The 22,486-nt window shown below is 34.5% G+C and carries 27 protein-coding genes and 1 riboswitch; of the genes, 8 read left to right on the top strand and 19 right to left on the bottom strand.

Features of this window, described 5'->3' with window-relative positions; all coding sequences use genetic code 11:
• Positions 1–57: 57 nt before the first annotated feature.
• Positions 58–882 carry an S-layer homology domain-containing protein gene (locus AC3WTI_RS14795; protein WP_087958435.1) on the bottom strand — a complete coding sequence of 275 codons (825 nt, stop codon included), beginning with the start codon at positions 880–882 and terminating at the stop codon, positions 58–60.
• A 709-nt stretch (positions 883–1,591) separates the two neighbouring features.
• On the opposite strand from AC3WTI_RS14795, the gene AC3WTI_RS14790 reads away from it, so the two are divergent.
• Positions 1,592–2,626 carry a YdcF family protein gene (locus AC3WTI_RS14790; protein ID WP_087958434.1) on the top strand — a complete coding sequence of 345 codons (1,035 nt, stop codon included), beginning with the start codon at positions 1,592–1,594 and terminating at the stop codon, positions 2,624–2,626.
• Positions 2,627–2,813: 187 nt separating this feature from the next.
• A complete protein-coding gene (locus tag AC3WTI_RS14785; RefSeq protein WP_000411240.1) occupies positions 2,814–3,686 on the top strand; it encodes a YitT family protein in 873 nt (290 codons plus the stop codon).
• A 119-nt stretch (positions 3,687–3,805) separates the two neighbouring features.
• Here the strand turns inward: AC3WTI_RS14785 and AC3WTI_RS14780 are convergent, their stop codons facing one another.
• The 5 genes from AC3WTI_RS14780 to AC3WTI_RS14760 all read right to left on the bottom strand — a co-directional run bounded on the left by AC3WTI_RS14780 (position 3,806) and on the right by AC3WTI_RS14760 (position 6,629).
• Positions 3,806–4,024, bottom strand: a complete 219-nt coding sequence (locus AC3WTI_RS14780; protein ID WP_087958433.1) for a hypothetical protein — start codon at positions 4,022–4,024, stop codon at positions 3,806–3,808.
• Between the two features lie 98 nt (positions 4,025–4,122).
• Positions 4,123–4,938 carry a DUF4247 domain-containing protein gene (locus tag AC3WTI_RS14775; protein ID WP_097841560.1) on the bottom strand — a complete coding sequence of 272 codons (816 nt, stop codon included), beginning with the start codon at positions 4,936–4,938 and terminating at the stop codon, positions 4,123–4,125.
• Between the two features lie 12 nt (positions 4,939–4,950).
• Positions 4,951–5,457: a DUF4178 domain-containing protein gene (locus AC3WTI_RS14770; RefSeq protein WP_087958431.1), complete on the bottom strand. Its 507-nt coding sequence runs from the start codon at positions 5,455–5,457 to the stop codon at positions 4,951–4,953.
• 21 nt (positions 5,458–5,478) lie between these two features.
• On the bottom strand, positions 5,479–5,883 hold the full coding sequence (locus AC3WTI_RS14765; RefSeq protein ID WP_087958430.1) for a DUF350 domain-containing protein: 405 nt from the start codon (positions 5,881–5,883) through the stop codon (positions 5,479–5,481).
• 80 nt (positions 5,884–5,963) lie between these two features.
• A complete protein-coding gene (locus tag AC3WTI_RS14760; protein WP_000110287.1) occupies positions 5,964–6,629 on the bottom strand; it encodes a PspA/IM30 family protein in 666 nt (221 codons plus the stop codon).
• Between the two features lie 402 nt (positions 6,630–7,031).
• Here AC3WTI_RS14760 and AC3WTI_RS14755 point away from each other — a divergent pair, with 402 nt between their 5' ends.
• The gene (locus AC3WTI_RS14755) at positions 7,032–7,610 is read left to right on the top strand and encodes a lipoprotein BA_5634 family protein (RefSeq protein WP_097841559.1); all 579 of its coding nucleotides are present in this window, start codon (positions 7,032–7,034) and stop codon (positions 7,608–7,610) included.
• A 177-nt stretch (positions 7,611–7,787) separates the two neighbouring features.
• Here AC3WTI_RS14755 and AC3WTI_RS14750 read toward each other — a convergent pair whose 3' ends face one another.
• Genes AC3WTI_RS14750 through AC3WTI_RS14740 form a run of 3 tightly spaced genes read right to left on the bottom strand, consistent with a single transcriptional unit; the run spans position 7,788 to position 10,193 of the window.
• Positions 7,788–7,964 carry a FeoB-associated Cys-rich membrane protein gene (locus tag AC3WTI_RS14750; protein ID WP_087958428.1) on the bottom strand — a complete coding sequence of 59 codons (177 nt, stop codon included), beginning with the start codon at positions 7,962–7,964 and terminating at the stop codon, positions 7,788–7,790.
• 16 nt (positions 7,965–7,980) lie between these two features.
• A complete protein-coding gene (gene feoB, locus AC3WTI_RS14745) occupies positions 7,981–9,969 on the bottom strand; it encodes a ferrous iron transport protein B (RefSeq protein ID WP_087958427.1) in 1,989 nt (662 codons plus the stop codon).
• On the bottom strand, positions 9,966–10,193 hold the full coding sequence (locus AC3WTI_RS14740; RefSeq protein ID WP_000060518.1) for a FeoA family protein: 228 nt from the start codon (positions 10,191–10,193) through the stop codon (positions 9,966–9,968). Before AC3WTI_RS14740 ends, feoB begins: the two co-directional genes overlap by 4 nt.
• Positions 10,194–10,387: 194 nt before the next feature.
• Positions 10,388–10,489, top strand: a riboswitch (TPP riboswitch).
• A gap of 85 nt (positions 10,490–10,574) precedes the next feature.
• On the opposite strand from AC3WTI_RS14740, the gene thiT reads away from it, so the two are divergent.
• On the top strand, positions 10,575–11,243 hold the full coding sequence (gene thiT, locus AC3WTI_RS14735) for an energy-coupled thiamine transporter ThiT (RefSeq protein WP_097841558.1): 669 nt from the start codon (positions 10,575–10,577) through the stop codon (positions 11,241–11,243).
• A gap of 209 nt (positions 11,244–11,452) precedes the next feature.
• Here the strand turns inward: thiT and AC3WTI_RS14730 are convergent, their stop codons facing one another.
• The 6 genes from AC3WTI_RS14730 to AC3WTI_RS14705 form a co-directional block, all read right to left on the bottom strand.
• The gene (locus AC3WTI_RS14730; RefSeq protein ID WP_097841557.1) at positions 11,453–13,303 is read right to left on the bottom strand and encodes a sensor histidine kinase; all 1,851 of its coding nucleotides are present in this window, start codon (positions 13,301–13,303) and stop codon (positions 11,453–11,455) included.
• Positions 13,300–13,989 carry a response regulator transcription factor gene (locus AC3WTI_RS14725; protein ID WP_001097099.1) on the bottom strand — a complete coding sequence of 230 codons (690 nt, stop codon included), beginning with the start codon at positions 13,987–13,989 and terminating at the stop codon, positions 13,300–13,302. Before AC3WTI_RS14725 ends, AC3WTI_RS14730 begins: the two co-directional genes overlap by 4 nt.
• A 39-nt stretch (positions 13,990–14,028) precedes the next feature.
• Positions 14,029–14,649 (bottom strand): class D sortase, LPxTATN-specific, encoded by a 621-nt coding sequence (gene srtD, locus AC3WTI_RS14720; protein ID WP_097841556.1) that lies wholly within the window; start codon positions 14,647–14,649, stop codon positions 14,029–14,031.
• Positions 14,650–14,738: 89 nt separating this feature from the next.
• Positions 14,739–15,140 carry an LPXTG cell wall anchor domain-containing protein gene (locus tag AC3WTI_RS14715; protein WP_087958423.1) on the bottom strand — a complete coding sequence of 134 codons (402 nt, stop codon included), beginning with the start codon at positions 15,138–15,140 and terminating at the stop codon, positions 14,739–14,741.
• 178 nt (positions 15,141–15,318) lie between these two features.
• Entirely contained in the window at positions 15,319–15,651 is a 333-nt protein-coding gene (locus tag AC3WTI_RS14710; protein ID WP_097841555.1) for a hypothetical protein, read from the bottom strand.
• Positions 15,652–15,835: 184 nt separating this feature from the next.
• Positions 15,836–16,051, bottom strand: coding sequence for a hypothetical protein (locus tag AC3WTI_RS14705; RefSeq protein ID WP_142286657.1), 216 nt, complete (start codon positions 16,049–16,051; stop codon positions 15,836–15,838).
• Between the two features lie 161 nt (positions 16,052–16,212).
• Here AC3WTI_RS14705 and hpt point away from each other — a divergent pair, with 161 nt between their 5' ends.
• The 3 genes from hpt (at position 16,213) to AC3WTI_RS14690 (ending at position 18,054) form a co-directional block, all read left to right on the top strand.
• Positions 16,213–16,740 carry a hypoxanthine phosphoribosyltransferase gene (gene hpt, locus AC3WTI_RS14700; RefSeq protein ID WP_087958420.1) on the top strand — a complete coding sequence of 176 codons (528 nt, stop codon included), beginning with the start codon at positions 16,213–16,215 and terminating at the stop codon, positions 16,738–16,740.
• Positions 16,741–16,823: 83 nt separating this feature from the next.
• Positions 16,824–17,726, top strand: coding sequence for a diacylglycerol/lipid kinase family protein (locus tag AC3WTI_RS14695; RefSeq protein WP_087958419.1), 903 nt, complete (start codon positions 16,824–16,826; stop codon positions 17,724–17,726).
• A gap of 148 nt (positions 17,727–17,874) precedes the next feature.
• Complete coding sequence (locus AC3WTI_RS14690) at positions 17,875–18,054, top strand: cold-inducible protein YdjO-related protein (RefSeq protein ID WP_087958418.1); 180 nt, start codon at positions 17,875–17,877, stop codon at positions 18,052–18,054.
• Positions 18,055–18,301: 247 nt separating this feature from the next.
• Here AC3WTI_RS14690 and AC3WTI_RS14685 read toward each other — a convergent pair whose 3' ends face one another.
• The 4 genes from AC3WTI_RS14685 to AC3WTI_RS14670 all read right to left on the bottom strand — a co-directional run bounded on the left by AC3WTI_RS14685 (position 18,302) and on the right by AC3WTI_RS14670 (position 21,738).
• Positions 18,302–20,224, bottom strand: a complete 1,923-nt coding sequence (locus tag AC3WTI_RS14685) for an ABC transporter permease (protein ID WP_087958417.1) — start codon at positions 20,222–20,224, stop codon at positions 18,302–18,304.
• Positions 20,211–20,981, bottom strand: a complete 771-nt coding sequence (locus AC3WTI_RS14680; protein WP_087958416.1) for an ABC transporter ATP-binding protein — start codon at positions 20,979–20,981, stop codon at positions 20,211–20,213. Before AC3WTI_RS14680 ends, AC3WTI_RS14685 begins: the two co-directional genes overlap by 14 nt.
• 154 nt (positions 20,982–21,135) lie before the next feature.
• Positions 21,136–21,315 carry a hypothetical protein gene (locus tag AC3WTI_RS14675; RefSeq protein ID WP_087958415.1) on the bottom strand — a complete coding sequence of 60 codons (180 nt, stop codon included), beginning with the start codon at positions 21,313–21,315 and terminating at the stop codon, positions 21,136–21,138.
• Positions 21,316–21,390: 75 nt separating this feature from the next.
• Complete coding sequence (locus AC3WTI_RS14670) at positions 21,391–21,738, bottom strand: YxeA family protein (protein ID WP_087958414.1); 348 nt, start codon at positions 21,736–21,738, stop codon at positions 21,391–21,393.
• 217 nt (positions 21,739–21,955) lie between these two features.
• On the opposite strand from AC3WTI_RS14670, the gene AC3WTI_RS14665 reads away from it, so the two are divergent.
• Entirely contained in the window at positions 21,956–22,414 is a 459-nt protein-coding gene (locus AC3WTI_RS14665) for a helix-turn-helix transcriptional regulator (RefSeq protein ID WP_087958413.1), read from the top strand.
• The last annotated feature ends 72 nt before the right edge of the window (positions 22,415–22,486 follow it).

The raw sequence follows: 22,486 nt of genomic DNA, 5'->3' as shown, positions 1-22,486 counted from the left end.
CGCCTACAAAAATAGCTTGCTTCCATAAGAAAAAGCACTCAGTCTGAGTGCTTTTTCTTATTTACCTTTTTTCTTTTTTTCACAAGCAATTCCATCGCCATCACGATCTAAATGCTTACCATAATACGGGCTGTCTCTTGTAATATCATAATATCCAGCATCGTTTGCTTCTTTACAATTAGCAAAACGTTTCGGATCAGGCTTTACTTCTGGCTTCACTTCAGGTTTTACTTCTGGTTTCGGTTGTGGTTGTTTTGCTCCTGGTCTTTCTTCAAGTGGTAATGTTGCATTATATAAGAATTGAACATATTGCTCACGACTTACATGCATTTTAGGTGCAAATTTACCATCACCAGTTCCAGCCGTAATATAATTTGATTTAATTGCGGTAATCGCATGGTTCGCCCATCCATTTCTATCTACATCCGGGAAATTATGATCCCCTCTAATTTGCAATTGGAATCCTCTTGTCAAAATTTGTGCCATTTCTTCACGAGTTAACGAATCTTTCGGTCTAAATTTCCCTGTGTTATCTCCAACGAATACACCCATCTCCGTTAAAGCAAGAATCTCTTTTTTAAACATAGTTGAACGATCCGTAACATCTTTATATGGATTGTTATACTGTTCTTTTACTGTCGGTTTTAAATGACGGAACATAAGAGCTGCAACTTGCTCACGTGTTACATCATCACCAAATCCAAAAATCCCATTTCCGTATCCAGCAACAACGTTTTTATTTGCTAAATCCATAATCGCTTTATAAGACCAATGGTTGTTTGGAACGTCTTTAAAATCTGCACTTGCTTGTGCTGTTCCAATTGAAGTAAATGCTGTAGTTGCAACAAGTGCACCTGTTAAAATTAATTTTTTAAATCCCATATTTGAGTCTCCTTCTCTTTCCGATAATAACCATTTAACAATATAACAAATTATACAAATATAATTTGTCATATTCTGTCGAACACAAAAAAGAATCCAGCAGGATTCTTTTTTGCTAAGCATGAATGGCAATTTTGGAGACATTTGACTTCTTCAAAAATTTATTAGGGGTAATATTTTGAAAAAGAAAGCCTTTCATATGTAGGTTAACACCACTGGAATATATAGTAAATTGATAATATTTATACGGAAGATTGCTAATGTTTAGTATAGATACTTTCCACTATACCAACAGTGAAAAGTATCTACATGAAACAACAAAAAGGTGCCTTTAGAGAAGACACCTTCATAAACAAACACTATAAAACAGAATTGTTTATTGTTATACGATTGTTAGATACAAAAAGTAGAGGGAAATGTTTGTATTAAATTCTGCTTTATAAAGTCTGCCTATTACTTATATTTTAATCCTCTTCACTTGAAAATAAATATAATATGCACAATTACATACCAAAAAGAAAAGACACTCCATAGAGTGCCTCTTCAACCATTTTACTTTTAATATATCGCCTTACATACATTGTAACATATGTATCCATATGTTTTATTGAGAAAATTCAAAATCATTTTTTCTTTCATTTTCAATTATAAAATCATGTAATATAAAGGGTATGTCAAATTATTATACAAATTGAGGTGTACTATATTTATGTATTTCGGAATTATCCCTCTTATATTGTTTATTATTTTTCTTATCTCTTACTTAAAGGATCCACGAAAAATAGTAAACGGCTTTTTATTTAATGCCTTTTTCTGTTCATTCCTATTATTTTGCGCTATAGCCTCATATGAGTCTGGTAGTAATTCTTTACATTTTATCGTTATTATTCCCATGTTAGCGCTAATTGTAATGATACCTTTTGCTATAGTTGCTTTAATGTTTGGACTATTTCTGAATGCGAGAATTTTAATGAAACGAGAAGGACGACGTTTTACTAACTGTTTAACACTTATTGCTGCTTTAGGTATTTTATTCTCTATATTATTCCTTTTCATAAGTCCAGCAAGTTTCTTCTCAACGCATTTGCAACCTATTTTTGGTGGAATTTCTCTTATAACCTTATATTTCTTTATACACTTATCTAACTTCTTAAGCGCTTATTTTCTATATCAATTCAACAGACCAAGGCGTAATCAAGATTTCATCATCGTTCTTGGTAGCGGCTTAATTAATGATAAAGTACCGCCTTTACTCGCAAGTCGTATTCATAAAGCAATCGACTTTTACTGGAAACAAGCCGCTGTAAATACACCACCAACAATCATTTTCTCTGGTGGTCAAGGTCCAGATGAAGGTCTTCCAGAGGCAGAAGCGATGCAAAAATATGCTGTTGAAAAAGGAATTCCGCTTGAACATACCGTGCAAGAAAATCGCTCTGTAAACACATATCAAAATATGTCGTTCTCTAAAGAAATTATGGATTCGTTAAAGCCTGAAGGTAAGTATAGAAGTATTTTTACAACGAACAATTTCCACCTTTTCCGCGCTGGTATATATGCAAGACAAGCAGGGCTTAATAGCCAAGGAATTGGATCAAAAACTGCATTTTATTACTGGCCTAATGCAATGATTCGTGAATATGTCGCAATTGTTGTGATGGGACGTAAACGTCATATGAAAGTTTGCGGAGCCATTTTAGGATTCTCTTTATTGCTATCCGTGCTTAGTTTTATCATTTCTTAATAGCCTCCCATCCTTTGAAAGGATGGGATTTCTTATACTCATTTCAAAAATATTTTAAAGATACTATGGTCATAATATTCCCTGCATACATCCATTAAAGGAGAATTTTTTCAAATTAAATGTTAAAATGGAATTTAGGTGTGAACGACGTAACAAATAAGAAACTAGTTTGAAACGAGGAAATTACATGGAGAAAATTATCAAAAACAAGCCCAATAAGCTAAAAATCGCTTCTAAAGCTTTGATGATTATTATTGGGGCATTTATCACAGCGTACGGATTAGAAGCAGTATTAATTCCAAATAACGTATCAGACGGTGGCGTGACTGGTTTAAGTATCGTTAGTTCAAGATTATTTGGATTGCCATTAGGAGCTCTAATCGCAGTTATTAACATTCCTTTCGTTTGGTTAGGATATAAGCAAATCGGTAAAAGCTTTGCTATTTATTCTATTATCGGGATTGCTTCATTAGCAATAGGTACCGTTGTCATGCACGGAATACCAGCTATTATTGAAGGTGATACACTACTTGTTACAGTTGTTGGTGGTATTATCATCGGTTTCGGTATGGGACTAGCATTACGTAACGGCGGCGCATTAGATGGAATCGATATGCTAGCTGTATTGCTTTCTCGTAAGTTACCTTTTGGAACAAGTGACCTTATTTTATTCTTAAACATGTTCGTATTTATTTTCGTATCAACAGTATTCGGTCTTCAAGGAGCTATCCTTTCGGCAATTGCTTACTTTATTGCTTCGAAAGTGATTCATATCGTTGAAGTTGGTTTAAGTGGTTCGAAAGCATTTAAAATCATTACGAAAGAGCCTGAATTAATGGTAGAAACCATTCGCGATCGTTTAGGCCGAAGTGCAACGTACAACGAAGTATACGGTGGTTATTCAAGAGAGAAATTCAAAGAAATTTCTTGTGTAATTAACCGTTTAGAAGAAAGTAAAATGAAAGAACTTATTAATGAAATCGATCCACACGCTTTTATTACAGTTTATGACGTAGCAGAAGTAAAAGGTGGTAACTTTAAGAAGCGTGATATTCATTAATCATTATGAATAAAGAGGGTGTGCCAACAATTTGGCACACCCTCTTCTTATTATGAAGTTGCTATTGTTGTCAGTTTTTGTCGGTAAGTCGATATATTTCAATAATCGCTGATATATTTTTACTCTCCCCATCTTCTTCCTCTCTTAATCCATGCTACGTATTTTTGAAAGGCTGGCACTTCTTGTTGAAAGCGAAGCGGAACATACAGAAAAAGAGTACATGTACATAGTATCCATAGAATACCTACTACAAAGTGAAATTTCATCGTTGTGCTAATAAGTAGGCTTACAAATAATACGAGGAACATAATTACACTAAATCTTTTATACATAGTCATACTAATCCCTCCTTATACATTAATTGTACTAGCTACAAGGAATTAATTTCCATAACAAAAAAGACCGAAAAGCAAATTCCACTTTTCGGCCTCTTTAACTATCTTCTTTTCGTAATCTTCCCTGAACCACCGACCCTCGTTTTCGGAGGAGATGTATTCCTTGGCGGGGTTTTAATAGATGATTTCGGCTTCACATCTGATCCGCTCGAGCCACCTGGTGTTTTTGTAATTTTACCTTTGCTTCCAGTAGAAGGCGGAGGCGTACTACTTCCTTTTTTCGTAATACTTCCTGTATCTCCTACGGAAGGTTTCGAATCTACATTATCGCCTCGCTTAATGATAGATCCTTTCCCTTCCTTCGTAATTGGAGGCGGGGTTTTCTTTTCTTCTTTCGTAGGTGGTCTTTCTGGAACAACTGGCTTATGATTTTGTCTGTCATTATATCCTCGGTAATCACCGTATGATGATTTTCGTGAACCGAATATATCGTTTAAAATACTCCCCATAATATATCCTTGCAGGAAGGATGGTTGGTAATTTTGACGGACAAATTCTTTATTACTTATTTCAATTAACGTATCAGAAGGTTTCTCTTTATCCTTTTGCAGGTTATAAATCTTATCAGAATAAACGAGGAACATTTGATTTTCGTCTTCTTTAGATGCTTGCTTCGGTTCTCTTTCATTAATGAGTTCCTTTGCGACTTCAGGAACTGACCGATTGGCGGCCCTATACACGTAAGATTCTTGTTTACCTTCTTTTGCGACAGATTCTAGTGGATAACGGTCTTGAATTGACTTTGTCTTTCCGCCTTGACAACCTGATAAGGCATATCCAGCAACAACAAGTAACGTAACGATAGCAAGTATAGGGATCACGAACGATTTAATCATGGTAAACAATCGGTTTGACATGATTACGCCCCCTTACGTTGCTCTTATAATTTGTACATCAGCAGGAATAATTGCTTCTCCCTCATACATCATTGTGCGACCATTTTGCCATTCAATACGTAATAATTTTCGGTTATCTGATTGGAATTCCCATACATGCTGTTCCTCTGAAGCAGAGAATGGTGTTTTCCCCATCACAACGACACGTCCGTTATATTGCTCTTCCATATGATACTCTGTATCATCCATTTCAATTGTCGTCGGAATTTCATCAATCGAATCTAAACGACCATCAATTGGTGTATATAATTTATAATACGTATTTTCACGGTCTTCAATTTTTAAATAACGAATATCTTTCCCGTCTTGCAGTGTTAAAACAATTTCTTTACGAGAATGCATACTCGTTTTCCCGGTTAATTCGTACATGACTAATGAAACTTCAACCATATCGCCAGGAGCTAACGTTAACAAACTTTTTTCTGGTTTCGGTGGCTCTGGGCTCTTCATTATATTTTTAATTCGTTTGAACAAACTCACGATTTATCCCTCCTTCTCTCTTTATAAACAAGCACCTAAAATAAGTGCACCAACGATATGTAATGATCCGGCCAACATCGCATGTGCAATACTGCCTTCTTTCGTACCTTCTTCTAAATCTAAGCCAGCTATTTTCTTTAACACAAACTCAATAAACATTTCTACCACTAACAAAATAACAAAAGAAACTGCTGATGCAAGTAGCGCTTGCCATAAATCATTTGCTTTCGTAATCGATTGGGATAAAATGTACCCTTGTGCAAATAATTTCATAACGAAACGAGTTGTTACAGCTGTATTCCCATTCTTTATTTCTTTTAAATCATTGTATTTAGTAAAAATTGAATCGACCCACATAATTGCAAATAAAAGTACTGCACTCGCTCCAGTCCATACAAGCATGGCTACTACATTCGTCCATGTCATTGCAAAACCTCCTCTAAAAAAATAATAGAAAACCGACATGAATTCTCTTCAGACATGTCGGTTTCTTTGTCTATTCTATATTATTTCTCATACTGCTTCATAATACGAGCTAATTCATCGTCAACAGCAGAATTTTTATTTAAGCTTGCGAATTCATCATCTAATGACTTTTCTTTTTTATAAACCTCGCCACTTGCTTCTGCTTCAGCTTCTAATTGAAGAGCTTTCTCTTCCATACGGCTTAAACCAGCTTTTGCTGAGTTTGAATCAAATCCAGACATCGCCTGATTAATATTCTTTTGTGCTTTCGCCGCATTTACACGTGCTACAAGTGTTTCACGTTTATTTTTCAGCTCTGTTAATTGCTTACGCATTTCTTCTAGCTTCAGACGAAGATTATCAGCAGCTGCTTTGTTTTGCTCATAGCTTGCTTTATATTCGTTCATCTTTTGCTCTGCATTTTGTTTTTCTTCAAGAGCACGACGCGCAAGATCAAGATTGCTTGCTTGAACAGCCATATGAGCTTGCTCTTCACGTTTTTTCACAAGTGCTTCTTGTTCTTCAAATAATATTTTGAATTTCTTCTCAAGTGCAATTTGAGCCGCTACACTTTTCTCAGCTTCTTGTACATCTGCTTGCATATCGCGTAAATATTGATCCGTCATCTTAACCGGATCTTCCGCTTTTTCAATTAATGAATATACATTCGACATTGTTAAATCTCGTAATCGTTTAAATACAGACATCCAAATTCCTCCTATGATATACCTCATATTTCAAATTCACTACTTGGAAAACTGAAAAATCTCCCTTAACAGTAAAGAATATTCATTTTTACAGCCTACGTGTTTATTATAACAAAACTAAGATGTCCTTACATGTTATTTCCAAAATACATCCAATATAATATGACATTCCATATAAAACATTGTATTCCTAATATATTCTCATTAATCCTTGTGAGAATTAACTTATTTTTATGCACTTTCACTAAATTACATTATTGTAATGTTACTGTAAGCTAACTCGATAGTTACGTTTCAATATTTCTTATACACTAATACCAGAAGCAACAAACAAGCTTCTCATCATTTCAGAACTAATATAAAAATGTATTTACTATAAAACATATAAAAGGAGAAATCATCATGAAAAAATTAGTAGGAATCGGATTAGCAGCAGCAATTTCACTTGGAGCATTATCAGGTTGTTCTTTATTAGGAGAAAAAGCGAACGGCTTTGTACTATACGGATCAGAAGAACAAGTTCAGAAAATTACAGACCAAAATAAAAAAGAAGTGAAAGAAAAAGACTTCTATAAAATGAAAATGACAACATTAGAAGGAAAAAAAGTTCTTGTCATGGATAAGAAAACTGGTGAAGAACTGGTGAAGAAAGAGTTACTTAGCAAAGTTAATGAAAAAGATGACACAAAACCACTTGATAAATTACCAGCTGTAACAGCAGAACAAGGTGTATTATTTGCTAAAGAAAAAGTAGAAAATGCTACACTTGATGGGGCAAAATTAAAATACGAAGGCAATACAATTATCGGAAGTGGCCGTGCATATGCCGACATGTTCGCAATTGTTGATGATGCAACTTACGGAAATGTAAAAGGTGATGAAAAATCTGTTGGGGTATTAAAATTCGATAAGGATCCAAGTAAAGAATTCCCTGGAAAGAACGGTGTAGAATCATCACAACTTGTAAAAATTAAGAAATAAGTAAAAAAGCTTTGCGAAATTCGCAAAGCTTTTTTACTATTTATCCCGCATTAACGGGCAGTAAGACTCCCACCTCAAAATTTGGCTGAAGCGAAGAAGTTTAGGTGGGAGATCAACTGCCCGTAAACGCCCGATTCGTTCAACTAATAATCAGTGGAGAATGGCCCTCCCCACTGATTAAAGTTTCACTTTATGAGCAACTTGCTCCATATCCGGACTACAAGTTTTCGACTGACATGAATTATTTAAAGAACACGCTGCGCATTTTCCCTTTTTACTTCTCTTTGCAAAATGAACTAACGTGTATGCTGCATAACCAAAAATGATAGCTCCAATTATAATATTGACCATCATCACAATACATCTCCTTCTAGAATCCGAGTAGGGACCCAACTTGGTATATAATGAGCGTTAATACATAAGCAACAACGAGCGGATACACGACAGAGAAAATCGTCCACTTCGCTGATCCTGTTTCACGTTTAATAACGGCTACTGTCGCTAAACACGGAACATATAATAAAATAAAGAACATAAATGCATATGCTGATAGTGCCGTATAATGTGCTCCCATTACATTTCCTAGCACATCTTCTTTCACCGCATAAATAATTGCCATTGTAGAAACGACAACTTCTTTCGCTAAAAAACCTGTTAAAAGGGATGCCGCAGCTTGCCACGTTCCAAAGCCGAGCGGTGCAAATAGTGGTGCGATAAATCCACCAATCATCGCTAAATAACTGTCTCCCATATCAACACCAAATCCTGATGGACCTGCATAGTTTAATAACCAAATGACAACAGAACCACCGAAGATAAATGTACCTGCTTTACGAACAAATCCTTTCCCTTTTTCCCACGTGCTTAGCCATAACGTTTTCGCTTGTGGCACGCGGTAAGGAGGCAGTTCAATAACGAAAATAGATTTTTCCGCTTTTAAAATGGTAAGAGACATAATTTTTGTAACTAATAATGCAAGAACAATACCTGCAACATATAAAGAAAACACAACAGTTGCCTGACTTTGAGGGAAGAATACTCCCGCAAACAGTGCATATACAGGCAAACGTGCTGAACACGACATAAACGGTGTTACAAGAACTGTAAGTAAACGTTCCTTTTCTTGTTCAATCGTTCTCGCTGCCATAATACCTGGAACATTACATCCAAAACCGATAATCATCGGAATGAAGGCTTTTCCGTTTAAACCGAAGAACTCCATAATTCTATCCATAACAACTGCAATTCGCGCCATATACCCTGAATCTTCTAATAATGAAATGAAAAAGAATAGTGCAAAGATTTGTGGAACGAATACTAATACAGCACCAACACCGGCAATAATACCTTCTGTAACGAGTGCTTGAATAAAATCAGAAGCTCCAATACTTGTAAGTCCAGCCGTCACCCAATCCGTAAGCTGGCCACCAAAAAACTCATCTAACATATCCGATAAAGGTGTACCAATCCACGTAAACGTAACCTGAAAAATAAAAAACATAACTGCTAAAAAGATTGGAAGTCCTAAAATTTTATGTGTAATTAATCTATCAATTTTTTCCGAAAAAGGAATTTTTCCTTCTTTCTCATGCTGCATAACATTTGTTTTTAACTTTTCAATATACGCTTCACGAGTTTTGTAAATATGCTCTTCCAACGTACAATCAAGTTTTCCTTCTAAGCGAGATCGAATGGCTACAAGTTCCTTATAAATTGGTAATGCTTTCATTTCCTTTTCTACTACGTCGTTATTGCTTAAAAATTGAAGAGCTAACCATCTTGGATGCTTATAATCCGCTTTCTCTAAAAGAGAAATTACCTCTCCAATTCCTTCATCCATTGGTACACCATATGAAATAATGAATGGCTTTTTCTCGTTTTTGTCATTTTCTTTAAGAGTAGCAAGTAATTCTTCACAGCCTTTTCCACTTCTTGCAACGACAGGAACGACTGTTACACCTAATAGTTCTGATAATCGTTTTACATCAATTACAATGCCTCGTTGCTTTGCCACATCGACCATATTCAATCCAATTGAAACTGGCTTTCCAAATTCAAGTAATTGCAACGTTAAATGCATATTTCTCTCGAATTGCGAAGAATCCACTATATTTAACATGTGATGAAATTCATCTGTTAGTAGAAAATTCGTAACAACACCTTCATCACGCGAAACTGGATTTAAATCATAAACACCTGGTAAATCAATTAATGTTCCTTGCTTATCTTTTAATTTACCAACCTTCTTTTCTACTGTTACACCGCTCCAGTTTCCTACATATTCATAAGAACCAGTAAGTGCATTAAATAATGATGTCTTCCCTGTATTTGGATTCCCTAGCAAAGCTACCTTATTCACGCTAATTCCACCTTTATCATTTTCGCGTCACAATGACGAATACTAATTAACTGTCCACGACACTCCAATGTACAAGGACCTTTGAACATCGCCTTTTGCTTCATGCGAAGTTCGCTTCCTTCAGAAAGACCGAAAGCAGCCAATCTTCTCTTTAATAGATGATCTAAAGACTGAACACTTTTTACTAGCACTTTCTCACCAATTTTAATATCTACTAAGCTCATAACCTTCCCCCTCAGAAGAGAATGATAATTATTTTCAGAGAAATTATAGCACAATCTATTTCTCTTGTACTATACCCTTTTGCTTCATATTTATTAACATTTCGCTACAATTCTATTTCAATTATTGTCATACTGTATTCGTTTGCCATTCTCATCCATTTCGCTTACAATAAACAATAGCAAATAAAGAATCTCGTTATCACTGGGGGAGCCATGCCGCTGAGAGGGAACACTTCGTTCCGACCCTTCGAACCTGTTAGTTAATGCTAACGCAGGGATTGTGCAAACGTCCGAAATACATACCTCTTTTTATTTACGTATTTCGTATCCTCCTATGATACCTATTCTTTTTTGTACAACTTGGATTTAGGGGGAGACAACATGCGTAACACCAATTTACAAGCGATGATCGAATCTGCAATTCTTGCAGCCTTCGCCTTGGTCATCGACATTTTACCAATATCAATCAAACTTCCAACAGGCGGTTCCATTTCATTTGCTATGATTCCTATTTTTATTATCGCTTACCGCTGGGGCTTTAAATCAGCTTTCTTAGGAGGCTTAATTTGGGGATTATTACAAATTGTCGTAGGCGATGCCATTATCGTCACACCAATTCAAGTACTAATTGAATACTTCGTTGCTTTCGCATTCATTGGATTTGCTGGTTTATTCTATCGTCCCATTCAAAAAGCACTTTTAACGTCTAATGAAAATAACTTAGAACAGTCCAGTTTAGGTAGCCGTAAAGACAAACCTTCATCAAAACAAAACGAAGGAAAGAAAGTTATTGGTTACATTATTCTCGCTACATTTGTTGGTAGCTTTGCTCGCTATTTCTGTCATTTTATTGCCGGTATTATTTTCTGGGGGCAATATGCACCGAAAGGTCAATCAGCTGTTCTATACTCATTAATCGTAAACGGTAGCACAATGATTGGTTCCTATATTCTATGTACCGTTTTACTTATATTTTTATTTCTTACTTCACCACGTTTATTCAAGAGCATCAATGCTTTTCAACTGAATTCGAAGAAAAAGAGCGCTTAATGAGCGCTCTTTTTTTCATATCGTAATATCAATTAAAAATACAATAAATGCACAAAAGAAAATAAATACCATTATACTTAGCCAATTGCTATGCACGGTTCATCGACTCCTTACATAACCTCATTTTCTATCCAAAGTATACTGTTTAAAAATAAAGATTAGGTAAAGATAATATGAAAATAAATTAAAAAAAGCGTAGCATGTACCATCTACGCTTTTTTCGGTAAGTAGAAGTAAAATAATACACCGTCTTCTGTATTCTTTACTCCATATTCAGCTTCGTGTAGCTCCAAAATATTTTTAGAAATAGCTAGCCCAAGACCCGTTCCACCTTGTGAACGCTGACGAGCTGCATCCACGCGATAAAAACGATCCCAAATTTTATCTAATTGCTCTTCTTCAATGTGCGTACCTTTATTTTCAATACACACTTTTATACGATCCTTCTCATCTATTGTAGAAATCATAATATCTTCTTTATTGGGTGTGTAACGTATCGCATTCGTAATGAAGTTCACGATGACTTGTTCAATCCGGCCTTGATTTGCAACTACTTCAAATGAACATATATTTTTATGCACATGCAGTTCTTTTTTCTCTATTTCCACAGAAAGATGTTCACATATATCTTCAATTACAGCATCAATATAAAATGGTCCCTTCTTCATTTTATATGTACCTGACTCAAATTTAGCTAACTCCAGCATATCCAAAATTAACGTATCCATTTTATCTACTTCTCGTTCCATCGCCTGAAAATAGTATTCCTTTTTATGCTCAGCTACTCCATCTTTTAAAATAGAAATACAGCTTTTCATAATACTCAGCGGTGTTTTTAATTCATGCGAAACACCAGAAATGAATTCTTTCCGCGTATTTTCTAACTTTCTTTCCTTTTCAATATCTTGTTCTAGCTGTCCAATATGCGAATGGAGCTTAGTGGATAATGCATTAATATTTTTCGATAAATCACCAATTTCATCTTTTGAAGTAATCGGTATTTGTTCTGTGAAATCTAAATGCGCTATTTTTTTCGTTGTATCATTTATTTTTAATAACGGCTTTGCAATTTGTTTAGAGTAATAAAACGAAGCTAGAAAAATGAGAACGAGTACAAATGCAATGATGTAGATGTAGTAATCTTGCACCATTTGTACAGCTTCATCTACAGGCTGTAAAGAAGCCATCGCATATATATATGTAACTGATCCGTCTCTTTCTGTTATTGGTTTCACTAATAATTTATATTTTATATCATTTTTTTCATAATCCATTGTTTGTATTGCATATTGAATGTGCTTGCTCTCTTTTAATAATAAATTAGTTTGAAATTCTTTTATGTTATCTAAGAAAATGCTATTTTTATAAATTGGATTTATAGGACCTGTTACATCAGGAAGCTGAACTTTCGTAACACGCCCAACTATGTAAGCATCTAATTCCTGAGCAGATTCTTCCTGAACAGCTGGTTTCTTTTCCTTAGCAAGTTGTTCCTCGGCTGCTCTCTTTTTCTCCTCATCTAATTTCATTTTCTCCTGAAATGCTTTTTCTAACGGTTTATTGGATCCTCTTAAATTTTGCTTACCTAACGTGAAAGAGAATGGAATATAACTATCATCTTTTTTCACGCCAGAAAAATAAATTTCTTGTCCTAAAAATGTATTTGATGATTTATTATCAATCTCCTCTATATTGATGAGATTGTATAAAGGAATTTTGAATATTTGTTGTCCAAAACTCTTTTGTTGCCTACGATCTATCGCTACCTCAAAATAGAAATCATCAGCATGTTTTAAATTCCCATTCTGGTCTAATGTCGTAATCCACGTATTATTTTCTCTTAAAAAATCTTGCTCCAGTCGCTTAATTTCTTCTGTATTTCCTACATAATTCAAATAACTCTTCTCAAAGGAATTTAAGTTAACTTTAATATCTTCCACTTTTCGATTCGCGTAATATTGTTTAAAAAATATCGTTTGTCCAATAAATATCGTCGCTAAAATTAACATGCATAATGCTGTTGTGAGGGTAAATAATTTTAGTACAATCCCTTTTCTCATACATTTCCCTCAAATTTATAACCTGTTCGTACTACAGTTGTAATGTACTTTGCTTTCTCTCCTAATTTATTTCTTAAATTACGAATATGGCTATTAACAGTTCGATCGTCACCAGCAAATTCATATCCCCAAATTCTTGAAATGAGTTGCTCTCGCGTTAAAACAATCCCTTGATTTTTCATAAAATACGCTAATATTTCAAATTCTGTATGTGTTAAATTAATATCTGTTTTATCTACAGTAACAGTACGCGATGGAAAGTGGACATGGATACCATGAATTGATAATGTATCATCTTCATTCTCTAAAAGTTGCTTTGTCACTTTTCTACTCTCTAACAATCTTTTCGCCCTTGCTAATAAAATTGGTGGGCTATATGGCTTCGTCACATAGTCATCTGCCCCAAGTTCAAATCCAAGTAACGTATCATCTTCATCTACACGCGCCGTTAGCATAATAATAGGAACCTCGGATGTTTTACGGATCCTTCGGCAAACAGACCACCCATCAAGTTCCGGCAACATAATGTCTAAAATAACTAAATCAACCTCTTCTTCCTCAAATACAACTAAAGCTTCCTTCCCATCTCTTGCTTCAAACACTACATATTGCTCACTTAAAAAATAATCTTTTAATATTTCACGTAATATATCTTCATCTTCTACAATTAAAATATTTTTTGCCATAACTTATGTATCCTCCTCCCGCTTTTAGAAATCATAATTTCACTTTGAATAACTAGCAGTTAACTTCGCCTCGATAATATATCTATCTGGTGCATCCCCTATATAATTAAATGGATAGCAAGTCGTCAGTGTTAATATCGGTTCTTCTTTTTTTATAATAACAGTACGATCATCCGCATGGGTAATCCATATCTTTTGAATTTCGTATGTGTAAGTTTTATTATCATACTCTAAAACAAGAGTGTCTTTTTCTTTTAACTCTCCTAAATCTGTAAATACAGTATCCCTATGTCCACTTAATACAGTATGTCCCCCTCCAGATGGCGTCGTCGTTAAATCACTAACGAACATTCCAACTCCTTTTTTCAGCGTTGTCTCATCCGCTCCCCAATATATAGAAAACTTCTTCTTTATTTTCGGTATATTTAACAGTGCAACCTTTTCTCCTGCTTTATGTTCTGTTTGGGAAGCTGGCACTTGGGAATTTACAGGTGTTTCGTAAGAAAGTTGATTATGTTGTATATTTTCAAGTCTCTTTAATTCTTCTTTCGTTAATTGTTGAGCAGAGCTTTTTCCTTTATACCATTCCATAGCGTAATATGATCCCATGAATAGCCCTATGACCATCAATATGATACCGATATAATTAAGTAACTTCATGTTTCATCCCTCCATGCCAAAAATGGTAGGAATAACCTACCATTTTTAATATATGAAATTATTCCATTCTTTATAGGACAATATTTTATTTACGCCTTAACTTTATTGCGACGATTCAAACCAAATAATGTTCCTATCCCTACAAGACATGCACTTAGGCCCATCATTGCTACATTATTGGATGCTGTGTTCGGTAATTTCTCACCTTGTACAACTGGCTTTGCTACTTCTTTTTTAGTTGCACTATTTTTTTGTTGTACTTGTGTTGCTTCTTTTTTTTCCATATCATTTTTCAACTGTTCTTGTGATAGTCTCTTTTTCTCTTCTTCACTTTTTTGCTGTTCTTTAATCGCTGCTTCTTTTTTCGCTTTATCTTGCTGCAGTTGCGCCGCTTCTTCCTTCGTTACTGTTCCAGTATCGGCGCTCGCTACTGAAGAATATCCTACTGTTAAAAGTGCCATTGCACAGATTGGTAATAGTTTCTTTTTCATTTTATTTCTCTCCTTTTATACGTTTTACATCACTTCGCATCGGATGTATCACTAGAATAAACAAGAGATATAAATATAAGATGCAGATGAAATATATTTCATTTAAAGATTTCATTGTAGAAAAATAAAAAAACATCGCAATATATAACGATGTTTTTTCGGGTGTGTGTCTCAATATTTACATGTTACTTTCGCATGATTTAGGAGTAGAACGGGCTGGAGCGATAACTAATTGTCTCGGCTCAGTTTTCTTTAAGTGATTTTTGACGTTACACTTACGACGTTGAACAACCCACGCTTTAATAGGGTTTGTCAAAATAATCTTTTGCTCTTCGTTAGGGGTCTCTTCTTCAAACCTACAACTTTCGCTCCATTTATTCCATTTCATTGTAAATTTAGAAGAAGAATGATCGTCTTCTCGATCAAACAAGTGCAAAAAATCCATTTCGCCAGCTAGCATTACGGTGTTGCTAGTTGCTAAAAAAGAAAAGGTCGTCCAACGTTTCTCCATGCCCTCCTACTCCTTTTTCACATATAGAGTGCCTAAAACTTAATTTACCTAAAATATGCTTGCCTTTTACCTTACACCTATAGTTTATCCAAAACACTACTAAGCAACTATCGATTTGCCTTACAACTACCTTACACTTTTGTAAGAAATGAAAAAACCTTCACTCTCTATACGTGAAGGTTTCTCATTTCTCATCTATATGATCTTTCATATGATCGATTCCAGCTTCTTGCAACTGTGACATCATACCGTGGGAAATTGCGCCTAATACTAAAGTCATTCCAATTAGTGAAATCCGAATCGCTGGTACATCAATTATGTAAGCCAAACTACCAAGAACAATTGTTAAAAGTAATGCTTTTATAAATGTTGCACTAGTATACTCTTTCTTTTTCATCATAATCACCCTTTATGGAAGCGTTTTCTTAATATAATCAGTATATCATATCATCTGACTATTTTGTGGGGATTTCTGTAAAAAACTTATATCTTCTTTGACTTTTTCCTTTCTATCCTTTACAGTCGAAATGTTCACAAGTTTTACACTGTAGGAGGACTCCAATGAATATTGAAATAAAAGACACTTTAATTTCTGAACAACAATTACAAGAAAAAGTAAAAGAACTAGCACTTCAAATCGAAAATGATTTTGAAGGAGAAGAAATTGTAGTAATCGCTGTATTAAAAGGATCTTTCGTATTCGCTGCTGATTTAATTCGTCACATTAAAAATGATGTAACAATCGACTTTATTTCTGCATCTAGCTACGGAAATCAAACAGAAACAACTGGAAAAGTAAAACTATTAAAAGATATCGATGTAAACATTACTGGAAAAAACGTAATTGTCGTAGAAGATATTATCGATTCTGGTTTAACACTTCACTTCTTAAAAGATCACTTCTTTATGCATAAACCGAAAGCATTGAAATTCTGTACGTTACTTGATAAACCTGAGCGACGTAAAGTGGACTTAAAAGCTGAATATGTTGGCTTCCAAATTCCAGACGAATTTATCGTTGGCTACGGTATTGACTGCGCTGAAAAATATCGTAACTTACCATTTATCGCTTCAGTTGTAACGGAATAATATAATAGAATAAACTTCCATCAATTACTGGTGGAAGTTTATTTTCTATCACGATTCTTAAAAGACAAAGGGAGAGAACAATAATGACAAAAACAAAATTTGAAAAAGTACTCCTCATCGTAAATCCAAAAGCAGGACAAGGTGATTTACATACGAACTTAACGAAAATCGTACCACCTCTTGCGGCAGCCTTTCCTGACTTACATATCCTTCATACGAAAGAGCAAGGCGATGCAACAAAATATTGCCAAGAGTTTGCTAGTAAAGTAGATTTAATTATCGTCTTTGGTGGTGATGGCACTGTATTTGAATGCACAAATGGCTTAGCACCTCTTGAAACTAGACCTACACTTGCAATCATTCCAGGCGGAACTTGCAACGACTTCTCCCGCACACTCGGCGTTCCGCAAAACATTGCAGAAGCTGCAAAACTTATTACACAAGGACATGTAAAACCAGTTGACGTCGCAAAAGCAAACGAACAACACTTCTTAAACTTCTGGGGGATTGGACTTGTCTCTGAAGTATCAAACAATATTGATGCAGAAGAGAAAGCAAAGCTTGGTAAAATTGGTTACTACTTAAGCACCATTCGAACTGTCAAAAATGCTGAAACATTCCCAGTAAAAATCACATACGACGGACAAGTATACGAAGATGAAGCCGTCCTTGTTATGGTTGGAAACGGTGAATATCTTGGCGGGATCCCGTCCTTTATCCCAAACGTAAAATGCGACGACGGAACACTTGATATTTTCGTCGTAAAATCAACAGGCATTCAAGCGTTTAAAGATTATATCGGAAAGAAACTATTTGAAGACTCAAATGAAAATGACATCTTCCACGTAAAAGCGAAATCCATTCATATTGAAACAGAAGAAGAAAAAGAAGTAGATACAGATGGAGAAAGCTCGCTTCATACACCTTGTCAAATTGAATTATTACAAGGACACTTTACGATGATTTATAATCCTGCGGTTGTGTAATCAATACTTCATTATACTTTAATAATTACTAAACTTCGCATTTTTGCGAAAAATACAGTATAATTAACAAGTAAAAGGTTGTTAACAAAAAACGTTAACAACCTTTTTATTTTTTCAAAAAAACTTTTCACTTTAGAGGAGCGATCACATGTATTGGAGAAAAAATGATAAGCCTGTAGAAGATCCCGAAGCGATAGCTGTATGGGAATGCACAGCAGAACACTGCCTTGGGTGGATGCGTAAAAATTTTTCATTAGAAGAAGAGCCAAAATGTCCATTATGCAAAAATGATATGAATAGTAGCGAGCGTTTATTACAAAAGCTCTAACTCCTACTTTTCTCCACTTCAAATATTAAAATAAAGGATTATCTTTCTCCTTATCTACAAGATGCATTTCCTATATGTGAATCGAAAGAAAATAGATAATAGCGTAGAACATTGAAACAGAAAAGAGATGGTATTGCCATCTCTTTTCCGTTTCAAATTCCCCTTATCAAACCCTAGTTATACACAACTCATTTTGACTAGAAATACGAAAGAGAACATCATTTTCACAATGTTCTCTTTCGCTTTTTTATTTACTAACAATCCGAAAATAAGAACGAACCGTCAAGAAATAATAACCAATATAAATAAAGCTATATACACCGATGCTGATTAACAATGGTACTGCAATTTCATACGGAAGTACTGTCGCTAATCCTTTTAGCGCAAATAAACTGTGTAAAATTCCAACTACTAACGGAATGAAGAAGATAAATCTCATTTGCCTTGCGATTGCCTTTTTCATTTCTTTTTTCGTTACTCCAAGCTTTCGAAGAACGATGTAACGTTCACGATCTGCATGAGCTTCTGTTAATTGTTTGAAGTAAATGATTGAACCCGTCGCAAGTAAAAATACTAATCCTAAGAAAATACCACTAAACATAATTAATCCTGACATTTCAATACCCTCTCGGAAAATAGTATAGAAGTCACTGAACTGTCCTTGTCCTTCTGCATCTTCTTTTGGTATTACTTGTTTTAATTTCTCTGTTAGTACTTTACTATTTCTTTCATCTTTTACATCAATGTTTTGTACAGTGTGAGATCCAACTTTCGTTTTTGCCTGTTCGTACACTTTATCTGGAACGACAACTACAAGTTCATATAAGTTTGTAATATTTCGTGCTTTTACTTCTTTTACCTGTATCGGTTCGGCTTCACCAATTGGAAATATTCCCTTCTTCCCTTTATATACACCAGTATCTTTATTCCCCTCACCATGCATTGCGTCAAATGCATACGCTTCTGCCTTCTTTAAATCCACGGTTTCTTCATTTAAATATTTTGCGATTTTATTAAATGATGATTGTGCCATAAGTTCAGTCGTTCTTGAGTTTAAGGCATCTTTATTTGAAACATCATCACCAAATTCACCGATTACTTTTACTGTTTCTAGCTCATATTGATGAATCACTTCGTTCTTTGCACTTTCCTCTTTTAAAACCTCATCTACTTTACGATTTACATGAGCGTCAGTTTTTTTGTACGAATAACTAATTGGCTTATATTTCTTCGCCTGCATATATGCGTTGTAGTACGTTGTTACAGAAGTTCCAACTGCTGTTAATGTTACTGCACTTAATACTGCAATCGTAGCTAATGATTTTGCATTTCCTTTAATACGGTATAGTAACTGAGATGTCGTAACAATTTGCATTCCGTTATAAAACTTCGATTTTTTATTTCGTACTCTTTTTAATACAAATACAGTAAAGAACATAAAGAATAAATACGTACCAAGTACTGTTGCTAATAAAATTGAAAGAGCAAGCGGCATAAAGTTATCGTTATTCGCATGCTTAAGTCCTGTTATTGATAAAGTGTAGCCGATCCCCATTAATAAAACAGAAATGATAGCTACTAATTTTGAACCCTTCGGCATCTTCTCGCCTTCATTGTCCGCTCGGAATAATTCAATTAATTTAAAACGATAAATAACGCGATATCCTTTGAAAGATGTATAAAGAATAATAAAACAAAAAATAACTGCTGTATCAATAACCGCTCCAATCGGTACTTCAAAATGAACATTTACACCTAATTCCATCATGCTAACTAATAACTGAAGGAATGATTTTGAAAGTAAACTACCAATCACAATTCCAATTACTAATGATAGTAAACCCATTAACATATTTTCATAAAACAACATTTTACCAATTTCTTTTTTTCGAATACCTAGTAAAGAATAAAGTCCTATTTCTTTCTTACGCTTTCGTGTAAAAAATCCATTTGAATATATAATAAATATCGCGACAAAAATAATAAGTATAACACTCGCAAGTTGAAATCCATTACTAACCCGGTCCCCAGCTTCTCCAACTTGTGAATTGTACTGCAATGATTTAAATGTAAAATAAATTACGATACTAAAAATCATGGAAGCAAAGTATATAAAATAATCTTTAAAATTTCGTTTTATATTACGAAGAGCGATACTATACAAGCTCACTTATAGCACCTCCAGAAATAGAAGACATTACGTCAACAACTTGTTGGAAGAACTGTTTTCGCGTAAGCCCCCCGCGATATAACTCTTTATATAATTCTCCATCTTTAATAAATACAACTCGCTTGCAATAACTTGCAGCGAATGCATCGTGCGTTACCATTAAAATCGTTGCACGATCTTTTTCATTTAATGATTTCATGCTTTCTAATAAATCTGTCGCTGACTTAGAATCAAGCGCACCAGTTGGCTCATCTCCAAAAATCATACTTGGATTTGTTACAATCGCTCTTGATGCTGCGCAGCGCTGCTTTTGTCCACCTGATATTTCATATGGATATTGATTTAAAATATGATCAATTCCAAACTTCTTCGCAATCGTCTCAACACGAGATTCTACTTCTTTCGCTTTCACTTTTGATAGAGCAAGTGGCAATGCAATATTTTCTCGCACCGTTAACGTATCTAATAAATTATAATCTTGAAAAATGAACCCTAAATGATTACGACGGAATAACGCTAGTTCATCATCATTCATCTTCACAATGTCTTTTCCATCAATTAAAATTTCACCCTTTGATGTTGTATCAATAGTAGAAAGAACATTCAAAAGCGTCGTTTTTCCAGAACCAGACGGCCCCATAATACCGACAAACTCTCCCTCTGTTACCTGTAAATGAATATCTTTCAACGCTTCAAATGTATTACTGCCTGTCTTATATATTTTCGAAATCCCTTTCGCTTCTAACATTGTTTTCATCTATTTAAACCTCCTGTTATAATTCTTGATGTTCTCGTTAAGCAACAGAACTCAGTATAAATAGATTTTCTTAACAAATAGTCACGGGGTTTCTTAATATTTTCTTAAAAAGAAAAACCCAAAACCATACAAAGTGGTTTTGGATTTACTATAGTTAAAATAGTACATTGCATTTCGAACAAAAAGGAGCAGAATTTCCTCTTCTAATTTTCGCATCACATTTTGGACAATATACATATCTCTCTTCTATCTTTTCTCGCTCTATCATATGTAAAGATACGATTCTCATACTACACATAATCCCAATTAATATAAGGCTCACGATGAGTAGCATAATTCTCACTCCCCCCTTCTATATTTTACCATGAAATAATAAAACCGATTCCCACATTGAGAATCGGTTTTATCTTTATAATCCTAACTTCGCCTTCGCTCCATCAGGAATTTTATCTACCTCTATTTCTACTTTATCATGCAAAAACTTACCTTTCGTAATGACATGCCAGTATGAGCCTTTTTGTAATTTATCTACTCCATCAATTGTTACTTCTTTCTCTTCTCCCTTCTCATCATAAGTTTTAACTGTGTATTCAAAACCTTTATCTCCACCTAACTCTTTTCCATCTGTATCAATAATTGCGTAACGATATTCTAAATTCAGAAATGGATTCATTCTATCAATTGCAGTACTCCCATTTAATAAATATGCCGCTCCTGCGACAATAACAAGTAATGATCCAAAAATAAATCTTTTCATCTATATTCCGCCTTTCATTATGTTTTCTTTAAGATGTTTCTAAGTATAGAGCGTATTTCTTAATAAAAACTCGTACGGTTTCTTAACATTTTCTTAAACTAAAAGTGAAATATTAATTAGAAAGCTCAAAAAACAAACAAAAGAACTCTCCATACTAAGATTGACAAAATTACACCTTTAGTGTAATTTTACACTATAAAGAAAAAGGAGCTGCATAATGGATAAACAAGAATTTATTGAACTCGTTAATTCAAAACTAAAACTCATCCGTGTTGAAAGTAATCTATCACAAGATAAAATGTCAGAAATTATCGGTTTATCAAAGAAAACATTAGTAGAAATTGAAAAAGGAAGACGCACGCTAACATGGTCAGGTGCAGTTTGTGTCGTAACACTCTTCGAACAGTGTGATACAGTCCAAATGACCTTTGGGGATGATGTGAATGAAATTATAAAAACAATCGCTTTTACACATTACAATACGAACTTCCCGAAAACTTTAGGCGGAAAAGTATGGTGGCGACAAATAAAAGAATTAAACGGTTATCAAATACAACAAAATATTTTATCTCAACACTATCGAATTTTAGATAAAGAAGATCGCAGAATATGCCATTCATTCGATTTGGATGAAATTGAACAAAGATTGATGGAAATGGCAAAAGCATCTCAGTAAAGTGAAACTTTAATTAGTGGGGATTTATTGTCCACTAATAGAAGTCTAAAAAAATTCCGGAGTGTAATTCAA

The organism is Bacillus sp. EB106-02-03-XG38 (genome assembly GCF_058792175.1).
Note: the sequence above shows the minus strand (reverse complement) of the source record. Positions and strands in the feature narration are given on the sequence as shown.